Below are 17,309 nucleotides of genomic sequence, written 5' to 3'. Positions count from 1 at the left end.
TTTAACTTTTATAGCACTCTACTATATTAACTTTCCTGAGAAAATTAAGAAACCAAACATTACAACGTTAAATGTCACAAACCATTGAATTGCATGGTACCACTTTTTCTTCTTATTTTTCTTATGAAATTTAGATTTTTTCTCATAAATTTCTGTAATTGCCAATAATACACCATGGTAAACACCATATACAATATAGTTTAAATCTGTTCCATGCCAAATACCCATTACTGACATATTAATTAAGAAAGCAAGCGAAGCTCTGTTTAATTTTTTCTTTGGACATTTCTTTTCTGTCATTTTCATTACTATTCTAGTAAAGATAAAATCTCTAAACCAATGAGATAATGAAATATGCCATCTATCCCAAAACTCTTTTAAATCCTTACTAACAAAAGGTTTATTAAAGTTTTCTGGTAGTTGTATACCAAATATCATTCCTGCACCTACTGCCATATGTGAATAGCCGGCAAAATCGAAAAACATATAGAATCCATATACATACATATATCCAATTAATTCTAAAATATCACTTGTTCTTTCTAATCTTAACATTGCTTGATAGAAAAGAGCTGCAAAAACCGTTTTATACATTGCTCCCAAAAGGATTCTAAAAATCGCAGTTCCTAAATTATCTAAATACTCTTCTTTTGAAATTCTTCTTTTTAAGTCTTCCTCAAATCTTCTACTTCTATCAATTGGTCCAGATGTAATTGTAGGGAAAAATAGGAACAAATAAGCAAAATCAAACAATTTTACATCTTCTATTAATCCGTCATAAATCTCAATTATAATCTGTGTACCTTTAAATGTCATATAAGATATGCCTAAGAAGGCAAATATCTTTAAATGTCCTGGTAGAACAGGCAAAAACTTATTTAACATTAATGGTAATAATGATAAGAAAACAAAAATATAATATGTTTTTGCATTTCTACCTTTTGCTTTATATATTCTTAAATATTCACGAATGATAAAATATTCAAACAGACAAAATATAACCAAATACATTATTGCCTTTGGTGATTTCATAAGTGCTAAGAAAACGAATACCAATGTTACAAAAAAGCCATAATACTTAATATTCTTTTCTTTAATTCCTAGAATAATTGCTGGAATCGATAATAAAACCAATGCACTAAAAAATGTATATCCAGTAAATAATTCCATACTACACTAATGTCTCCATTCTTTTATAATCAATTTTTCCATTGTTAGTTAGAGGCATCTTATCTAACACAACAATTTTCTTTGGAACCATATACTTAGGAATCATCTCTTGAAGTTGATTTCTAACATATTTTCTACTATCATAATCTTCATTTAATTTATCACTAACAATAAATGCAACTAATTGTTTAATTACTCCGTCAACCTTCTTTGGAATAACAGCCGCCTGAGTGATTTCTTTTATTTTTGTCAAATTAGACTCTATATCACCCAACTCAATTCTATACCCATGAAGTTTAACCTGTCTATCAATTCTTCCCAAGAAGAAAATCATGCCGTCTTTATTCTTGTAGCCAGCATCACCTGTGAAGTATGCAGGTACCTCTCTACCTTTGTAAATAATAGTCTTAAACGCTTCAGCAGTTTTAACCGGATTCTTATAATATCCAATACTCAATGTATTACCTAGAATAACTAATTCGCCTATTTCATCGCTTTTAGCTAACTTAACTTCCTGACCTTCTGTTGAATCAGCTAAAATCAAAATTTCTGTACCATGTTTTTCATATCCGATTGGAATTGATTTTTCATCTTCTAATAATTCTTTAGTCACCTCAATTGATGTAACTGCAACTGTTGACTCTGTTGGACCGTAAGTGTTAATAATCTTAGCCTTTGGAAATCTTTCCATTAATTTTTCTGAAGTTTCTTTTGATAAAGTCTCTCCACAGAACATAAAGAACTTAAGACTATCAAGTTCTTCTTCAGAATATGAAGGTTCAGATAAACACATCGCAGCAAATGATGGAGTTGAAACCCAATAGTTAACCTTATTTTCTTTAATATATGAAACTAGAGCAGCTGTATCTTGTTGCAACTCTTTATCTACAGAAACTAATGTTCCACCACTAACTAAACTTGTATATGTATCCATTACTGATAAATCAAATGAATATGGAGCTTGATTCAAGAAATTTTTTCCATGTTTTGCTCCAATTGAATCTCCTACTTCAGTTGACCAATCTAAATAGTTTTCTAAACTTGATCTAGTAATTTGAACACCCTTTGGCTTTCCTGTACTTCCTGATGTAAAAATAATGTAATATACACCATCTTGTTTCAAATATGAATCTTCTGAAACATTTTCTAAAACTGTATCATCTTTTTCTTCAAAAACAACATCTAATAAAGCATTAACATCAATAAAGTTAACATTTGACATTTTATATGTATATTCATTAACCTTTTCAACTTCTGACACTCTTTGAGAATCCTCTTTACAGATACGTTCTACTAAATTCTCTGTCATCAAAACATACTCATTTTCAACTGTTTCGATAATATCTTCGATACGCTCTATTGGCATACATCTATCCACTGGACAGTATGTTCTACCTGATTTAGTACTTCCTAAAAAAGAAGCAAGCATCAAAGGATTTTTATGTCCATAAATAACAATAGGATTTGCTTCATTTTTACCAGAAACATTTTCTTTAATCCATTGAGCAATCTGCTCTGATTTATTCCACAATTGTAAGTAGCTTAATTGTCCCACACGAGATTTAAAAACTACTTGTTTTCCATTCTCAATAGCCTGTGTTTTAATATTTTCAATAATATTCATTAGCTATCTCCTTCCTGCTTTTATATGCATTACTGCATAGTAATTTTTTTACAATAATATTTCTTTGCGGATAATTTTATTTTTTTAACAGATAGTATTCTAATATACAAACCTTAGATTAATCTAAAAAGTTTCTTAAGATTTCTTAAGGTTTGCCTTAAGATTTCTTTATTCTATCTATATATTTGTTGAAAAACAGCAAAAAAAACGTAATAATCACTCTAGAATATATCTAAAGTAACCATTACGTTTATCTTAATCTTTTTAATCGTGTCAAATTTTCTAAATATTTTTTATTTCTGCAAAAAAATTTTATCTATAATAATAATTTATTTAGTTATTAAACTTTGATTATATTTTTTATGTGGTTATTTAAACTTTTTCTTCTTGGCCACTTCGTTTTTCAATAAAGAATAACACTGCAATCAATAAAGCTATAGATATAACTAAATTAATTATTGTGTTTTGGATAATTCCTGCAAATATATATGAAACCATTGATACAGCCGCAACTGTCAAAACATAAGGCAACTGCGTCGAAACATGATTAACATGACTACACTGTCCACCAGCCGAAGCCATAATCGTTGTATCTGAAATTGGTGAACAATGATCTCCACATACAGCTCCAGATAAACATGAAGCAATTGAAATAACCATCATCTCACCTGAAGGGAACACACCTACAACAATTGGAATTAAAATACCAAATGTTCCCCAAGAAGTACCTGTAGCAAAAGAAAGTCCCATTGCAACAGCGAAAATAACAGTTGGCAAGAAAATAGTAAACGCTGATGCTGATGTTCTAACAAGTGTTGATACATATTTCTCAGCGCCAAGTGTTTTTGTCATTCCTGATAGAGTCCAAGCAAATGTCAAAATAATTATTGGAGAAACCATTGACTGGAAGCCCTCCGAAATACAGCTCATAAATTCTTCAAAACTTAAAACATCTCTATACATATAAAGAATAAACATAAATATCAATGTTACAAAAGCGCCCATTACTAATGCTGGTTGTGCTTCAGCGTTTGCAAAAGCATCAACAAAATTATTATCACCTGTAAAGAATTTACCAGTATAAAGCATAAATAATGCACATGTTAAAATCAACACAATAACAGGTAAAACCAAATCAATAACTTTTCCTTTATGATTAACTACTTTTTCTTTTTCGCTTGCATATGGTCTTTCTGGTGTTGTATACAAATCACCTTTTATTGCATTCTCTTCATGAATTCTCATTGAACCATAATCGATTCTTCTTATTGTAATATAAGCAAGCATGATTAACGTTAATAGTGCATAATAATTGTATGGAATTGTTCTCAAAAACACAACAAATCCATTAATATTTGATCCTTCTGGAACCGAAGAAGTAACTGCTGCTGCCCATGAACTAATTGGAGCAATAATACAAACCGGAGCTGCTGTTGCATCAATAATATATGATAGCTTAGCTCTAGACACTTTATGACCATCCGTTATCGGACGCATTACACTACCTACTGTTAAACAGTTAAAATAATCATCAATAAAAATCAAAATTCCAAGAAACATAGTTGCTAATTGTGCACCCGTTCTTGTCTTTATGTGTTGCTTTGCCCATTCACCAAAGGCAACTGATCCTCCTGCTCTATTCATAAGCGAAACAATTATTCCTAATACTACTAGGAAAACCAATATTCCCATATGAGTACTATCTGTCAATTGTTCTACCATTCCAATATCTTTTTTGAATAACATGGTATGCATAGCTAATTCAAGATTAAAATTTGAATAAATAACTGCTCCACACACAATACCAACAAATAATGATGAAAAAACTTCCTTTGTAATCAAAGATAGTGTTATAGCTATAATTGGTGGTAAAAGTGAAAAAAATGACTTTTCTGCAAAGCTACTATAATCTTTTAGATTTGTCATGTCCACCGGACAAGCAAACGTGTAAATTGCCAAAAGTAAAATTACAAGCATCAAAATCAACGAAGTTTTTTTCTTTCTGTTCATAATTTTTCTCCCATCTATAAATACTTTTATTCTCTACTATGAAAAAGCAAAGTAACAATATAAAATAGTGTGTTCTGTACATCCTCGTACACGGAACACACTATCCTAATAATAATATGTATATAGTCTTCACGTCAAGTATTTTTTTACTTTTGATTACCCAACTCTAAATTTAGCCCACCATCTTCATTTAAAATTATCTTCATTGGTTTCACATAACAATTATAAAATTGTTCTAGTTCCTTTTCTGATAGATTAACTCTAGTCTCATTGGAAATTTTCTGAAAAATGTCATTAACATTAAATGCTATATTTGCCTCAATTGCCTTTCTAAATTCCATCAGTAAGACTCGTCTTCTTATATCAACCTCTCCTGAATAAAAATTCTCAATATATGAATAATGTATATTTGCACTTTCAACAATCTCTCTCATCTTATGCCCAAATTTTTCTTTTTCAGCAAAAATTAAAAATTCAACATCTGGTAAAGTATTAATTAACCCCCAAAAATCCGAATCAGAACTTATTAGAATAAAAGAATCAACATGATTCACATAATGTTCCTTACATGTTTTAGCGGTTAATACTATGTCCACTAATGATTTTTCCTTGGTAACGCGTTCTGTTGAAATATGCTCAATTTCAATTTCTGTTACTAACTGATCAAAAATATTCCATGCCTTTACAGTATTTTGATCATCAACTAATATTATTTTATTTATTTTGGCAGTAAGGCTATCATTCATATTGTTAAAAACAGATGCTAACATATATGGATCAGAATTCTCACAGTCACAAATTGCATCTACTATTTTCCCATTTTGAATAAATTCTTTAATATTTAATTTAGACTCTGAAGAAATATCTGACACTCTACTAACGTCTTTAAAAACATCTCCATTTCTCTGATATAACAATTCCAAAAATTTCTTGTCATTATATAAAATATTTCCCTCATCTTTTGGATTTTTCCAATTGATATACATTTTATATGGGTACTTGTTAACATTAGGATAATAAAGTTCCATAGCAGCTTTCGTACCCTTTTCAGTGTAGCCATTAGGCATCAAAAACAAATCTTTTATATAATCCCATACAATCCAATCCGGAAATAAATTTTTACAATAAAAAATATGTCCTGCAATCAAACGATTTATATCAATTATATACTGAGAAAGTTTTTGCTTATTATACTTAACTATATCAATATCATCATCTCTAAGATTGGTTATAGCTTCTTTAATGTATTTGTTGTCAATTGTATTAAGCGTTTTAAACTCATACTTCATAGCATCTTTTATAAATTTAAAATTTCTTTCTATAGTTGTTCTCAAAATACATAAATTACGAATTATTCTTGCATCCTTATTTTGCTCTAATTCTTCAAATATTTCTAATTGTGGCGACTGATTATCATATTCAAAAAATATTTTTTTAACCCCAATTAAATATGCAATTTTTGATATTATCTCTCTATGAGAATTAATCTCTTGCAATTCTTCTGGAACAACTTTTTTTGTTTTATCAGCTTCAAAAATTTGATTTTTCTCAGAAACATGATTATTTTTATCTTTTTCCTCAAAAATAACATCAAATTCTTTACTATATTCCTTTTCCATCAATTCCCCCCCTAAAAATAAACACCTATCACAACTTTATACACAAGCTCCATATAACTCCACTCTATACGTATGATAAAGCGCCTTTTACATCTTCTATAATATCTTCTACATTTTCAATTCCGACTGAAAGTCTAACTAAATCTGGAGCAACTCCACCTTTAATCAATTCTTCGTCAGTTAATTGTCTATGTGTTGATGATGCTGGATGCAAAATACATGTTCTAGCATCTGCAACGTGTGTTGCTATCATTACAACATTAAGATGTTTCATAAATTCTTCAGCTTTTTTACGTCCACCTTTTATACCGAATGATATTACCCCACATGTACCATTTGGCATATATTTTTGAGCTCGTTCATAATACTTATTTCCTTTAAGTCCTGGATAATTAACCCAAGCGACTTTATCATTTTTCTCTAAAAATTCAGCAACTTTCTGAGCATTCTGACAATGTCTTTCGACACGTACAGCAAGTGACTCAATACCTAAATTTAATAAATATGCATTCATTGGTGCTGCTGTCGCGCCAAAATCTCTCATTAATTGTGCTGTTGCTTTTGTAATAAAAGCTCCTTCTTTTCCGAATTTTGTTGCATATGTAATTCCATGATATGATTCATCTGGTGTTGTTAATCCAGGGAATTTATTTTTATGTGCCATCCAATCAAATTTACCACTATCTACAATACATCCACCAACTGTAGCATCATGCCCATCTAAATATTTTGTTGTTGAATGTGTTACGATATCAGCTCCCCATTCGAAAGGTCTACAATTAATTGGTGTTGCAAATGTATTATCAACTATTAATGGTACCCCATGTTTATGAGCTACATTTGCAAATCTTTCAATATCAAATACAATTAAAGCTGGATTAGCTATAGTTTCACCAAAAACGGCTTTTGTGTTTGGCTTAAAAGCCTTTTCTAATTCTTCGTCACTACAATCAGGATCAACAAAAGTAAACTCTATCCCCATTTTTCTCATTGTGACATTAAATAAATTAAAACTTCCACCATAAATTGATGAAGAAGCAACAACGTGATCTCCTGCCTGTGCTATATTAAAAATTGAGAAAAAATTTGCTGCTTGTCCAGATGAAGTAAGCATTGCTGCAGTACCACCTTCTAAATCAGCAATCTTCTTAGCAACATAGTCTGTTGTAGGATTTTGTAATCTTGTGTAAAAATAACCTTCTGCTTCTAAATCAAAAAGCTTACCCATATCTTCACTTGTATCATATTTAAAAGTTGTACTTTGAATAATTGGAATCATTCTTGATTCACCATTTTTAGGCTGATATCCACTATGGATACATTTTGTTTCTTTTTTCATTTTTTTCCTCCGTTTATTAAATAAATTTTCACAAAATAAATTTTACCCCATCTTTTTTTTTTATTCAACATTTTTTTGAATTTATGATATATATTTTTATTATTTCTAGTATACTTTTTAATCAAAATCACAACTATAGCAACAATTATTTATTGCATATATCATTTGTGTCGTATTATAATACAAATTATGGAATATGAGGAAAGAAGGTATTTAAAATGACTAAAAAGAGACTTGAAAACATATGGTATTACTACAAAATACACATAATAATTGGAATAATCTTAATAATTGTAATTTACAACGTATGTGGATCATTTTTTAATAAAAAAGAACTTATACTTCAAATTGCACCGATAAATCTTACAATTAATTCTTCTAAACAAAACATTTTTTCAGAAGATTTTAAAAAATCACTAAAAATCACTTCTTCAAAAAAAGAAGTTTTTATTTATGATTCAATTAATCTTTCAGCTCATTCTGGGAAAAAATTGATAATGAATTCTAATGAACAATTACGCTTAACATCGTATTCTCAGGCAAATTCTCTGGATATTGTCATAATGGACGACGATGCTTTAAAATATTTATGTAATAATGGATTTTTATGTGATTTAGAAAAACTAACAAAGAGAAAAAACAAAACATTATATAATAATGTAAAAAATAATTTAGTTTCAACAAAAGATGTAACTAATGACAATGGAAAATATAGCAAATACAAATGCGCTTTACCAATAAATAATGCAAACTATTTTAAAGGCAATAATAAAACACTTTATGTTGGAATAATTACAGATTCCGAAAAAAAAGACTTAGATTTAAAATATCTTGATTATATCAATAATTTATAAAAACAAACAATAACTAAGAAGTAATCAACTATATTTTTCAAAACAATGTTTTCCTCTGTACATGATACTTATATTTCCTGTACAGAGGGAAAAATTTTATGAACAACACTCTATTACTAAACATATATATATTTGCATGCATAACTTTACTTATAAAAACTACATATCTACATGTAAAAACTACATATCTACATGCTAAAATAAGTTAAAACTTCATCTGATTTTTTTCTTTTTGGTGCATAATTATCTATTGCTTTTTCTTTTTCTTTTTTTTTTGTGCCACGAGCTTTTTCTTTACGATCTCTTAGTTTTTTCTCTTCAATCATTTCGCAGATTTTTAACAATTCAATGTAGCAATCCACTCGAACTCTAAGAGATTCTTCATCTAACGGTCTTCTACAAGGCATTTTAGCAATAATATGCCCTTTTCTTTTTAAATACACGTTTCTAGTATCTTCTTCCTGATAAACCTTGTATCCTCTATGACAAAACTCAACAGATTTCATTTCATGATCTAACATAATACAGTTCCTTCCAATGTTACTACAAAAACAACATTAATTGTTTTTTCTTTTTATCACGGCTTGCTTTAATATATTACTATTTCAACATAAATTCAATAGAGTTATTGGTTTTTTTTTTTTTTTAATAATTAGCTCATTTTTTATTTATTTTTCTTTTATACTCTTTATATTTTATTTATTTTTCATTTTTTTATATATTATTGTAAGTATTTCGTATACGTTGTTTAAAAACAGAAGCATACATATTCCCTATCATATCAAACGTTATATCTTTTTCCAACTTTATAATTTGTTTAATACAATATTATGTCAGATAAAAATTGTAAAAAATATGTTTGTAGTGAAATTGCCTAAGTCAATGAATAATTATATTTGTTTTTTCTAGTATATTTTTTTTAAGTTTTATGATACACTATTATAGTTCAGTTTATAAGGAGGCACTGAATTTCGAAAAGTTAAAAACTTTAGCGCCATGTACCAATTCTAGAATTGGTTGACGAGGTTCCAAGTTATCGAATTATTCGGCGGATGCTTGGACGTTTTTATATGGGAACGCATGTAGCAACAAAATAAGGGGGTAACCTTTTAACAAAAAACTACATCCATATAAATTATAGTTATACAAAAGGAGATTTTATAAAACATGTGTGGAATTATAGGTTTTACAGGAAAGAAAGAAGCCCAAGATATTTTGTTAGATGGATTAGCAAAGCTTGAATACAGAGGTTATGATAGTGCTGGTATCGCCTTCTTCAAAGATAATGGAGGACATATTTCAATCCGAAAAACTGCTGGTAAAGTAAACGATTTACGTGCTATTTGTGATGACGATAACTCTTCAACTTGTGGTATCGGTCATACAAGATGGGCAACTCATGGTGGAGTATCTAATTTAAACGCTCATCCTCATAAAGTTGGAAAAGTAACTTTGATTCATAACGGAATCATTGAAAACTACCACGAAATTATTGAAAAATATGAATTACAGTCATCTTTAAAATCTGAAACAGATACTGAAGTTGCTGCTGCATTATTTGATAAAATGTTTGATGGAGATCCAATTGAAACAATCAAAAAAACAGTACCTCTTTTCAAAGGTTCATTTGGATTCTGTATCATGTTCAAAGATAACCCTGGTAAAATTTACTGTGTAAGAAATGTTAGTCCTATGGTTGCTACTCATACTGAGGAAGGTACATTCGTGGCATCTGATTTAACTGCATTTATTACATTCTCTAGACGTTATTTTATTGTTCCTGAATTTACTATTCTCACAATGGAAGACAATGGATTTACTCTTCAAGATTTAAAAGGAAATCCTGTTGAACCAGAATATTTAGAAGTAAACTGGGACGTTACAGCAGCTGAAAAAGAAGGATATCCTCATTACATGATTAAAGAAATTCACGAACAACCTCGTGCAATCAATCGTACTATCAGCCCAAGAATCAAAGATTCTCTTCCATTCTTCGAAGATGATAATATTCCTGATTCTTTCTTTGAGGATTGTTCTGATATAACAATTATTGCCTGCGGTACAGCTATGTATGCTGGAATGGTTGGTAAAACATTCATCCAAAATAAACTTGGAATTCCTGTAAACGTAGCTATTGCTTCTGAATTCAGATATGAAAGACCAGTTATCACAGATAAATCAATGGTAATCGTTGTTTCTCAATCTGGTGAAACAATCGATACTCTTGAAGCTTTAAGATTAGCTAAGAAATATACTCAAAAAACATTATCTGTTGTTAATGTTAAAGGCTCATCTATCGCTAGAGAAAGTAACTATGTATTATATACTCATGCAGGCCCTGAAATTGCTGTTGCTAGTACAAAAGCATACACTGTTCAAGTTGCAAGTATGTACTTATTAGGATGTAAATTAGGTCTTGTAACAAATCGCTTAAGTGTTGAAGATGCTAAAGAATTTATTAACAACCTTACAAAAGTACCAGAAATGATTAAAACTGTATTGACTCAGGAAGATAAAGTTGCAGAACTTACAAAACGTATGACAAACGCTACAAATGCCTTCTTTATCGGTCGTGGATTAGACTATACTCTTTCTATGGAAGGTTCTTTAAAATTAAAAGAAATTTCATATATCCACGCTGAAGCTTATGCAGCTGGTGAATTAAAACACGGTACTATTGCTTTAATTAGTGATGGTGTTCCAGTTATTGCAATTGCTACACAGGATCATGTTTATAGCAAAGTTATTTCAAACATCAGAGAAGTAAAAGCCAGAGGTGCTTATGTAACTCTTATTAGTAAAGATGAAGTTATCACAGATAAAACAATTTGTGATGTACACATTCATATTCCACCTGTTGCAGATGAATTTACAATTTTCGAATCTGTTGTAATTTTACAAATGATTGCTTACTACACATCAACAGGTAGAGGTGTAAATCCAGATCAACCTAGAAACCTTGCTAAATCAGTTACAGTAGAATAATATAACTCACTGTATTTAACTAAAAATGCTTCATTATTGAACTCTGTTCTCTAATGAAGCATTTTATTTTTTTCTGATTATTTTTTTATACTATTTATTATATAACTTTTTATATTGTTTTATTCATTCTTCTTATTCCATATTGTGTTATATTTCTTTTCTCACATGGCGATGTTCCACACATATACAACTATGCTTTATGAATAACATCTAGAATTTCTTTCACATTTTCTTGCGTTAATTGTCCTGGTGCACTTTTTTTACCTAATGTTGCAAATGTAATAGCAGAGCCAAATATTTCGCCAGTTATTCTTGATATTGTTCCCAATTTTCCCATTGAAATAGTTATCAAAGGTTTATTAGGATTTTTTTCCTTTACATCACATGTAAATTTAAGCAACCTTACTACATCATTTGAATTTTTAGGCATAACTGCTATTTTAACTATATCTGCGCCTGTTTGAAACAAATCTTCATAAATGTGAAATAGCACTGGTTCTTCAGGTGTTTCTAAAAACTCATGATGCGAAACTATTACTTTTTTGTCATTTTCATGTATTCTGGCAATAACTTTACCTGGAGATTTAACTGAAAAACATTCAACATCTATAAAATCAACGACCTGAGATTCTGAAGCAACATCATACAAATCTATCAATTTTGATTCATCAACCTCAATTTCTCCGCCTTGTTGCTTAGTCCTTACTGTATAAATCAATAACATATCCCTTGTATAATCTTCAACAGCCTCTAGAACGTATCTAATCTCATTAGGACTATTTATTTCCTCATATAAATCAACTCTCCATTCTACGGCCTCAATTTTGTTCTCATAACACTCTTTAAATGCAGCTATAATATCATCTTTATTTTTTTCAACAATTGGAACACAAATTATTGGCACCTCATGGTCTCCCTTTAAAATTTTATTCATTAATTCTTGTTTAACATTAATCATAATTAGAAACAACTCCTATTCATTTTTTATTTATTCGTTTTATTTGTTTGGTTTTTTTTCGGTTTTATTTTCTTTTATTACACAAATTAAAATATGCCATCAAGCCAGATACTGTCTTTGAATCTTGTATTTTACCAGAATAAATTAATTCCTCTAACTGGCTTCGACTGTATTCTTCTAAATCAATTTCTTCTTCTTCATCAAGTTTTTGATTTCCAATTGAAAAAATGTTTTCTGCAAGATATACATCTATAAATTCATCACAAAAAGCAACTGTTGATTTTAATTTTAATAGGGGTGAAATTTCATTCGAACTATATCCTGTTTCTTCTTCAAGTTCTCTTTTGGCAGTATCAAATGTATCTTCATTTAAACTATCTCTACAGCCTGCTGGCAACTCTATTGTTTCCCTATCTAAAGCAGGTCTAAACTGTCTAACCAAAAGTATGTTTCCATTTGGCAATACAGGAACAACACACGCAGCTCCCATTCGATGCGAAACAAAATCCCATGTTTCTTGTTTTCCGTTCTCTAATTCCATTGTATCTGCATATATGTCCAAAATTGAACCTTTATATACCAAATCCCTCTTTATTCTTTTTACTTTATAATCTTTCTTCTTGGTCATTTTATTTCTCCTTATGTAGTCTTTATTTATGACTATAAAATCATATATACTATACATACTGTTATATTTTATTCCTATAATAACAAAATGCCAGTAGTTATGACAACTACTGGCAAAAAATTTTTAAATTCTACTTTGCATAATCGGTAACTCTAGATTCACGAATTACATTAACCTTAATCTGTCCAGGATATTCTAATTCATCTTCAACTTGTTTTGAAATATCCCTAGCCATAAGTACCATATCTGCATCGCTTACTTGTTCAGGAACAACCATTATTCTAATCTCTCTACCTGCCTGAATTGCAAATGATTTCTCTACACCCTTATAACCGTTTGCGATATCCTCTAATTGTTTTAATCTATTAGAGTATGTCTCTAATGTTTCACGTCTTGCACCTGGTCTAGCAGCACTAATCGTATCTGCAGCTTGTACTAAACATGCAATTAACGACTCAGCCTCAACATCCCCATGATGAGCTTCAACCGCATTAATCACTAAGCCTGATTCTTTATACTTCTTACAAAGCTCAGCTCCTAATTGCACATGAGACCCTTCCATTTCATGATCAACTGCTTTTCCAATGTCATGCAATAAACCAGCTCTCTTTGCTAAACGTACATCCTCTCCTACTTCTGAAGCTAATAATCCTGCTAACTGTGCCACTTCTATCGAATGTTTCAAAGCATTCTGTCCATAACTTGTTCTAAACTTCATTTTACCAAGTAATCGAACCAACTCTGGATGAATACCATGAACTCCAACTTCTAATACTGCACTTTCTCCAGCTTCATGAATCATTTGGTTTACTTCCTTCTTAGCTTTTTCAACCATTTCCTCGATTCTAGCCGGATGAATTCGTCCGTCTACAATTAACTTTTCTAAGGCAATTCTTGCTACTTCTCGTCTGATTGGATCAAACGCAGATAGTATCACAGCTTCTGGTGTATCATCAATAATTAAATCAACACCTGTCATCGTCTCAAGTGTTCTAATATTACGTCCTTCTCGACCTATGATTCTACCTTTCATCTCATCATTAGGTAACTGAACAACAGATATTGTTGTTTCAGCCACATGATCAGCTGCACATTTCTGAATTGCTGTTATAACATATTCTTTTGCCTTTTTTCCTGCTTCTTCTTTTGCTTGAGATTCCATTTCCTTGATAATCTTAGCAGTATCAAGTTTAACGTCCTCTTCAATGGTTTTTAAGAGATATTCTTTTGCTTGTTCAGAGGTTAATCCGGAGATTCTTTCTAGTTCCTGTAATCTTTGTTCATTTAGCTTTGCAATTTTGTCTTTTTGCTTTGCTAATTGTTCTTCCTTAGCATTAAAACTCTGTTCTCGTCTTTCCATGGCTTCGAGTTTCTTATCAAGGTTTTCTTCCTTCTGATTAATTCTTCTCTCATTACGAGATATTTCAGAACGTCTTTCCTTGATTTCTTTATCAAGCTCATTCTTTGTACGAATTGATTCTTCCTTGACTTCAAGCATAGCTTCTCGTTTTTTCTCTTCTGCTGATTTAACGGCATTATCGATTATTCCACGAGCCTGCTCTTCAGCACGATTAATCTTAGAATCTGCTGATGTCTTCTGATGCCATGATGAAACGAACCACACTAATGCAGCGGTAAGAACAAACGTCACGATACCCACTATAATCGTCGACACAGGAGCACCTCCCTTATTAAATTTTCATTGTACATATAACAAAAACATAACTTTCAATGTCATAATTTACAACACTTAAATTTTATCCTTTTTGTACACTTCTGTCAAGCAAATAGAAGGTTTCAAAGTAAATTTTGTAGTTAATCATCATAAAAATTATCTTTTTTCAACATTTTTAACACATTTGAACTTTTAAAACCCTTCCTAAGTAAAAATGAATACATCCTATTAAAACCTTTTGCATCTGCTTTTTCAATATCAAAGTGTTTTTTTTCAATCCATTTTTTTATTTGATCAAGTTCATTATCCAAATAATATTCTTCTAAAACACTATTAATAATATCTCTGCTTACGCCTTTCCTTTGAAGATCAAATTTGATTTTTTGTTGGCTTCTAGTATCATTATAAAACATGACATAATTTTGTGCATACCTTTCATCATCTAAATAATGATAACTATATAGATAATTAATTGCTATATCAATGCACTCTTCAGGATATGAATTCTTCTTCAACTTATCTCTTATTTCCTGTTCGGTTCTATCTGCTTTTTCCAAAATATGCATAGCCCTTTTAGTAGCTCTTTTTCCAAGAAAATCAGTAAAGAATTCTTTCTGTTTACTACCATCTAATGTACAACCGTCAAATAAATCAAATGTTTTAATATCCCCTTTATAAAGTTCGACCTCTATTCCGTTGTCAAATCTTACTTTAAACTTTTTCTTTGTAATTGGCTTAATTGACGTAACAGATATGTCATTCATTATTTGTTATCCTTTTGTGCTGAATCAGATGCTGCTTTTTTAGCTGTATCTTTTGCTGCTTTGCTATCAGTTTTGTCTGATTTTTCATCTGTTTCTTCTTCATCATTGCTAAAATAATGCTCTCTTACTTTTGCCTCAATCATATCTCTAAATTCTGGGTTTTCTCTTAAATATGTTTTAGCGTTTTCTCTTCCTTGGCCAATCTTTTCACCTTCATAAGAATACCATGCACCTGATTTTGTGATTATATCAATGTTTGCTGCCAAATCAAGAATATCCCCCTCTTTAGAGATACCTTGTCCAAACATAATATCAAATTCTGCTTCTTTAAATGGTGGTGCTACCTTGTTTTTTACAATTTTTACTCTTGTATGATTACCAATCACTTCTCCAGCTTGTTTTAATGTTTCAACTCTTCTAACATCTAATCGAACAGATGAGTAGAATTTTAATGCACGACCACCTGTTGTTGTCTCTGGATTTCCAAACATAACACCTACTTTTTCTCTTAACTGGTTGATAAAAATAACTGTACATTTTGATCTGCTGATAACACCTGTTAATTTTCTCAAAGCTTGAGACATAAGTCTAGCCTGCAAACCTACATGTGAATCACCCATATCACCATCAATTTCAGCTTTTGGAACTAAAGCAGCAACTGAATCGACAATCACAATATCAACTGCCCCTGAACGTACCATTGTCTCTGTAATTTCAAGTGCTTGCTCTCCATTATCTGGTTGAGAAATATATAAATTATCGATATCTACACCTATATTTTTTGCATATGCAGGATCTAGAGCATGCTCAGCATCTATAAAACCTGCAATACCACCTCTTTTTTGAACTTCAGCAACACAATGTAATGCAACTGTTGTTTTACCTGATGATTCAGGACCATATACTTCAATGATTCGTCCCTTTGGAAGTCCTCCTACACCTAATGCTATATCTAAGCTCAATGAGCCAGTAGGAACTGCTTCTACATTCATATCAGCTGCATTTTCACCAAGTTTCATGATAGAACCTTTTCCATACTGTTTTTCAATTTGTGAAATCGCCGCATCTAATGCCTTTAACTTATCTTCTTTTGCCATCTTTTATCTCCTTTTAATCAATGTTCATTTTTATGTTATACTATTTTTGATGTCAAGTAACTTACTCATTTTTATGAAATTATTCGATTATTCCTTACATTAGTCTTCTTCGAACTTTTTTCTTTACTTGATTTGTTTTATTATATACTTTAATTAGTTTTTGCGCGCAAAAAACAAACATAGTTGTAAAAACAAATCAATACATAATAAAACTTCTTAATAAGATTTCTTAACATATAATCTATTTTCTAGTATCAACGGGATTTATAAAATACGAAATATAGAAATATAGAAAATTCATAGAACTTAATAATCTATCACTTGACTTGTATAATAATATCGTGATTCAAATACTTTGTCAATATTTTGTTTATATATTTTTTCTAAAAATTCATCTAATTACTATATCTTTACGAATTACTTTTATCGCCGCCATATAATTATAATACATGTTTGAACCTTTTGGCAAATATAACTACACACATTTTTTTATTTTGATAGCTATTAAGAATCTTTATGATTTTTCTATTATTTATGATTAAATATTTATACATAAAAAGCGATTGAATTTTCGCTTCCTTGCTTT

The 17,309-nt window shown here is 30.3% G+C and carries 13 protein-coding genes; 2 read left to right on the top strand and 11 right to left on the bottom strand.

Translation table 11 applies throughout. From position 1 onward, the window contains the following. Positions 1-21: 21 nt before the first annotated feature. The 5 genes from dltB to BLV79_RS03400 form a co-directional block, all read right to left on the bottom strand. A complete protein-coding gene (dltB, locus tag BLV79_RS03420; protein WP_074716196.1) occupies positions 22-1,170 on the bottom strand; it encodes a D-alanyl-lipoteichoic acid biosynthesis protein DltB in 1,149 nt (382 codons plus the stop codon). Between the two features lies 1 nt (position 1,171). Continuing rightward, positions 1,172-2,794, bottom strand: a complete 1,623-nt coding sequence (gene dltA, locus BLV79_RS03415) for a D-alanine--poly(phosphoribitol) ligase subunit DltA (protein WP_074716194.1) — start codon at positions 2,792-2,794, stop codon at positions 1,172-1,174. Between the two features lie 372 nt (positions 2,795-3,166). Further along, a complete protein-coding gene (locus BLV79_RS03410) occupies positions 3,167-4,804 on the bottom strand; it encodes a Na+/H+ antiporter NhaC family protein (RefSeq protein ID WP_074716192.1) in 1,638 nt (545 codons plus the stop codon). A 146-nt stretch (positions 4,805-4,950) separates the two neighbouring features. Continuing rightward, complete coding sequence (locus BLV79_RS03405; RefSeq protein ID WP_083354423.1) at positions 4,951-6,423, bottom strand: NYN domain-containing protein; 1,473 nt, start codon at positions 6,421-6,423, stop codon at positions 4,951-4,953. Positions 6,424-6,487: 64 nt separating this feature from the next. Beyond that, positions 6,488-7,762 carry an O-acetylhomoserine aminocarboxypropyltransferase/cysteine synthase family protein gene (locus BLV79_RS03400; RefSeq protein WP_074716190.1) on the bottom strand — a complete coding sequence of 425 codons (1,275 nt, stop codon included), beginning with the start codon at positions 7,760-7,762 and terminating at the stop codon, positions 6,488-6,490. 218 nt (positions 7,763-7,980) lie between these two features. On the opposite strand from BLV79_RS03400, the gene BLV79_RS03395 reads away from it, so the two are divergent. Further along, positions 7,981-8,616 carry a hypothetical protein gene (locus BLV79_RS03395; RefSeq protein ID WP_074716189.1) on the top strand — a complete coding sequence of 212 codons (636 nt, stop codon included), beginning with the start codon at positions 7,981-7,983 and terminating at the stop codon, positions 8,614-8,616. A 188-nt stretch (positions 8,617-8,804) separates the two neighbouring features. On the opposite strand, the gene BLV79_RS03390 is transcribed toward BLV79_RS03395, so the two are convergent. Then, the gene (locus tag BLV79_RS03390) at positions 8,805-9,137 is read right to left on the bottom strand and encodes a hypothetical protein (RefSeq protein ID WP_074716188.1); all 333 of its coding nucleotides are present in this window, start codon (positions 9,135-9,137) and stop codon (positions 8,805-8,807) included. A gap of 646 nt (positions 9,138-9,783) precedes the next feature. On the opposite strand from BLV79_RS03390, the gene glmS reads away from it, so the two are divergent. Next, on the top strand, positions 9,784-11,601 hold the full coding sequence (glmS, locus tag BLV79_RS03385; protein WP_074716186.1) for a glutamine--fructose-6-phosphate transaminase (isomerizing): 1,818 nt from the start codon (positions 9,784-9,786) through the stop codon (positions 11,599-11,601). Between the two features lie 190 nt (positions 11,602-11,791). Here the strand turns inward: glmS and aroD are convergent, their stop codons facing one another. The 5 genes from aroD to recA form a co-directional block, all read right to left on the bottom strand. Next, on the bottom strand, positions 11,792-12,559 hold the full coding sequence (aroD, locus tag BLV79_RS03380; RefSeq protein ID WP_083354422.1) for a type I 3-dehydroquinate dehydratase: 768 nt from the start codon (positions 12,557-12,559) through the stop codon (positions 11,792-11,794). Positions 12,560-12,623: 64 nt separating this feature from the next. Further along, positions 12,624-13,187, bottom strand: coding sequence for an NUDIX hydrolase (locus BLV79_RS03375; RefSeq protein WP_074716183.1), 564 nt, complete (start codon positions 13,185-13,187; stop codon positions 12,624-12,626). Positions 13,188-13,317: 130 nt separating this feature from the next. After that, on the bottom strand, positions 13,318-14,838 hold the full coding sequence (gene rny, locus BLV79_RS03370) for a ribonuclease Y (RefSeq protein ID WP_408606274.1): 1,521 nt from the start codon (positions 14,836-14,838) through the stop codon (positions 13,318-13,320). A 164-nt stretch (positions 14,839-15,002) separates the two neighbouring features. Beyond that, positions 15,003-15,626 carry a regulatory protein RecX gene (locus tag BLV79_RS03365; RefSeq protein ID WP_083354421.1) on the bottom strand — a complete coding sequence of 208 codons (624 nt, stop codon included), beginning with the start codon at positions 15,624-15,626 and terminating at the stop codon, positions 15,003-15,005. Continuing rightward, positions 15,626-16,723: a recombinase RecA gene (gene recA, locus BLV79_RS03360; protein WP_074716179.1), complete on the bottom strand. Its 1,098-nt coding sequence runs from the start codon at positions 16,721-16,723 to the stop codon at positions 15,626-15,628. The genes BLV79_RS03365 and recA overlap by 1 nt, the downstream gene beginning before the upstream one ends. Positions 16,724-17,309: the final 586 nt, after the last annotated feature.

Source organism: Lachnobacterium bovis DSM 14045, from assembly GCF_900107245.1.
GTDB classification, from domain to species: domain Bacteria; phylum Bacillota; class Clostridia; order Lachnospirales; family Lachnospiraceae; genus Roseburia; species Roseburia bovis.
This window is presented reverse-complemented; position numbering and strand designations above follow the sequence as displayed.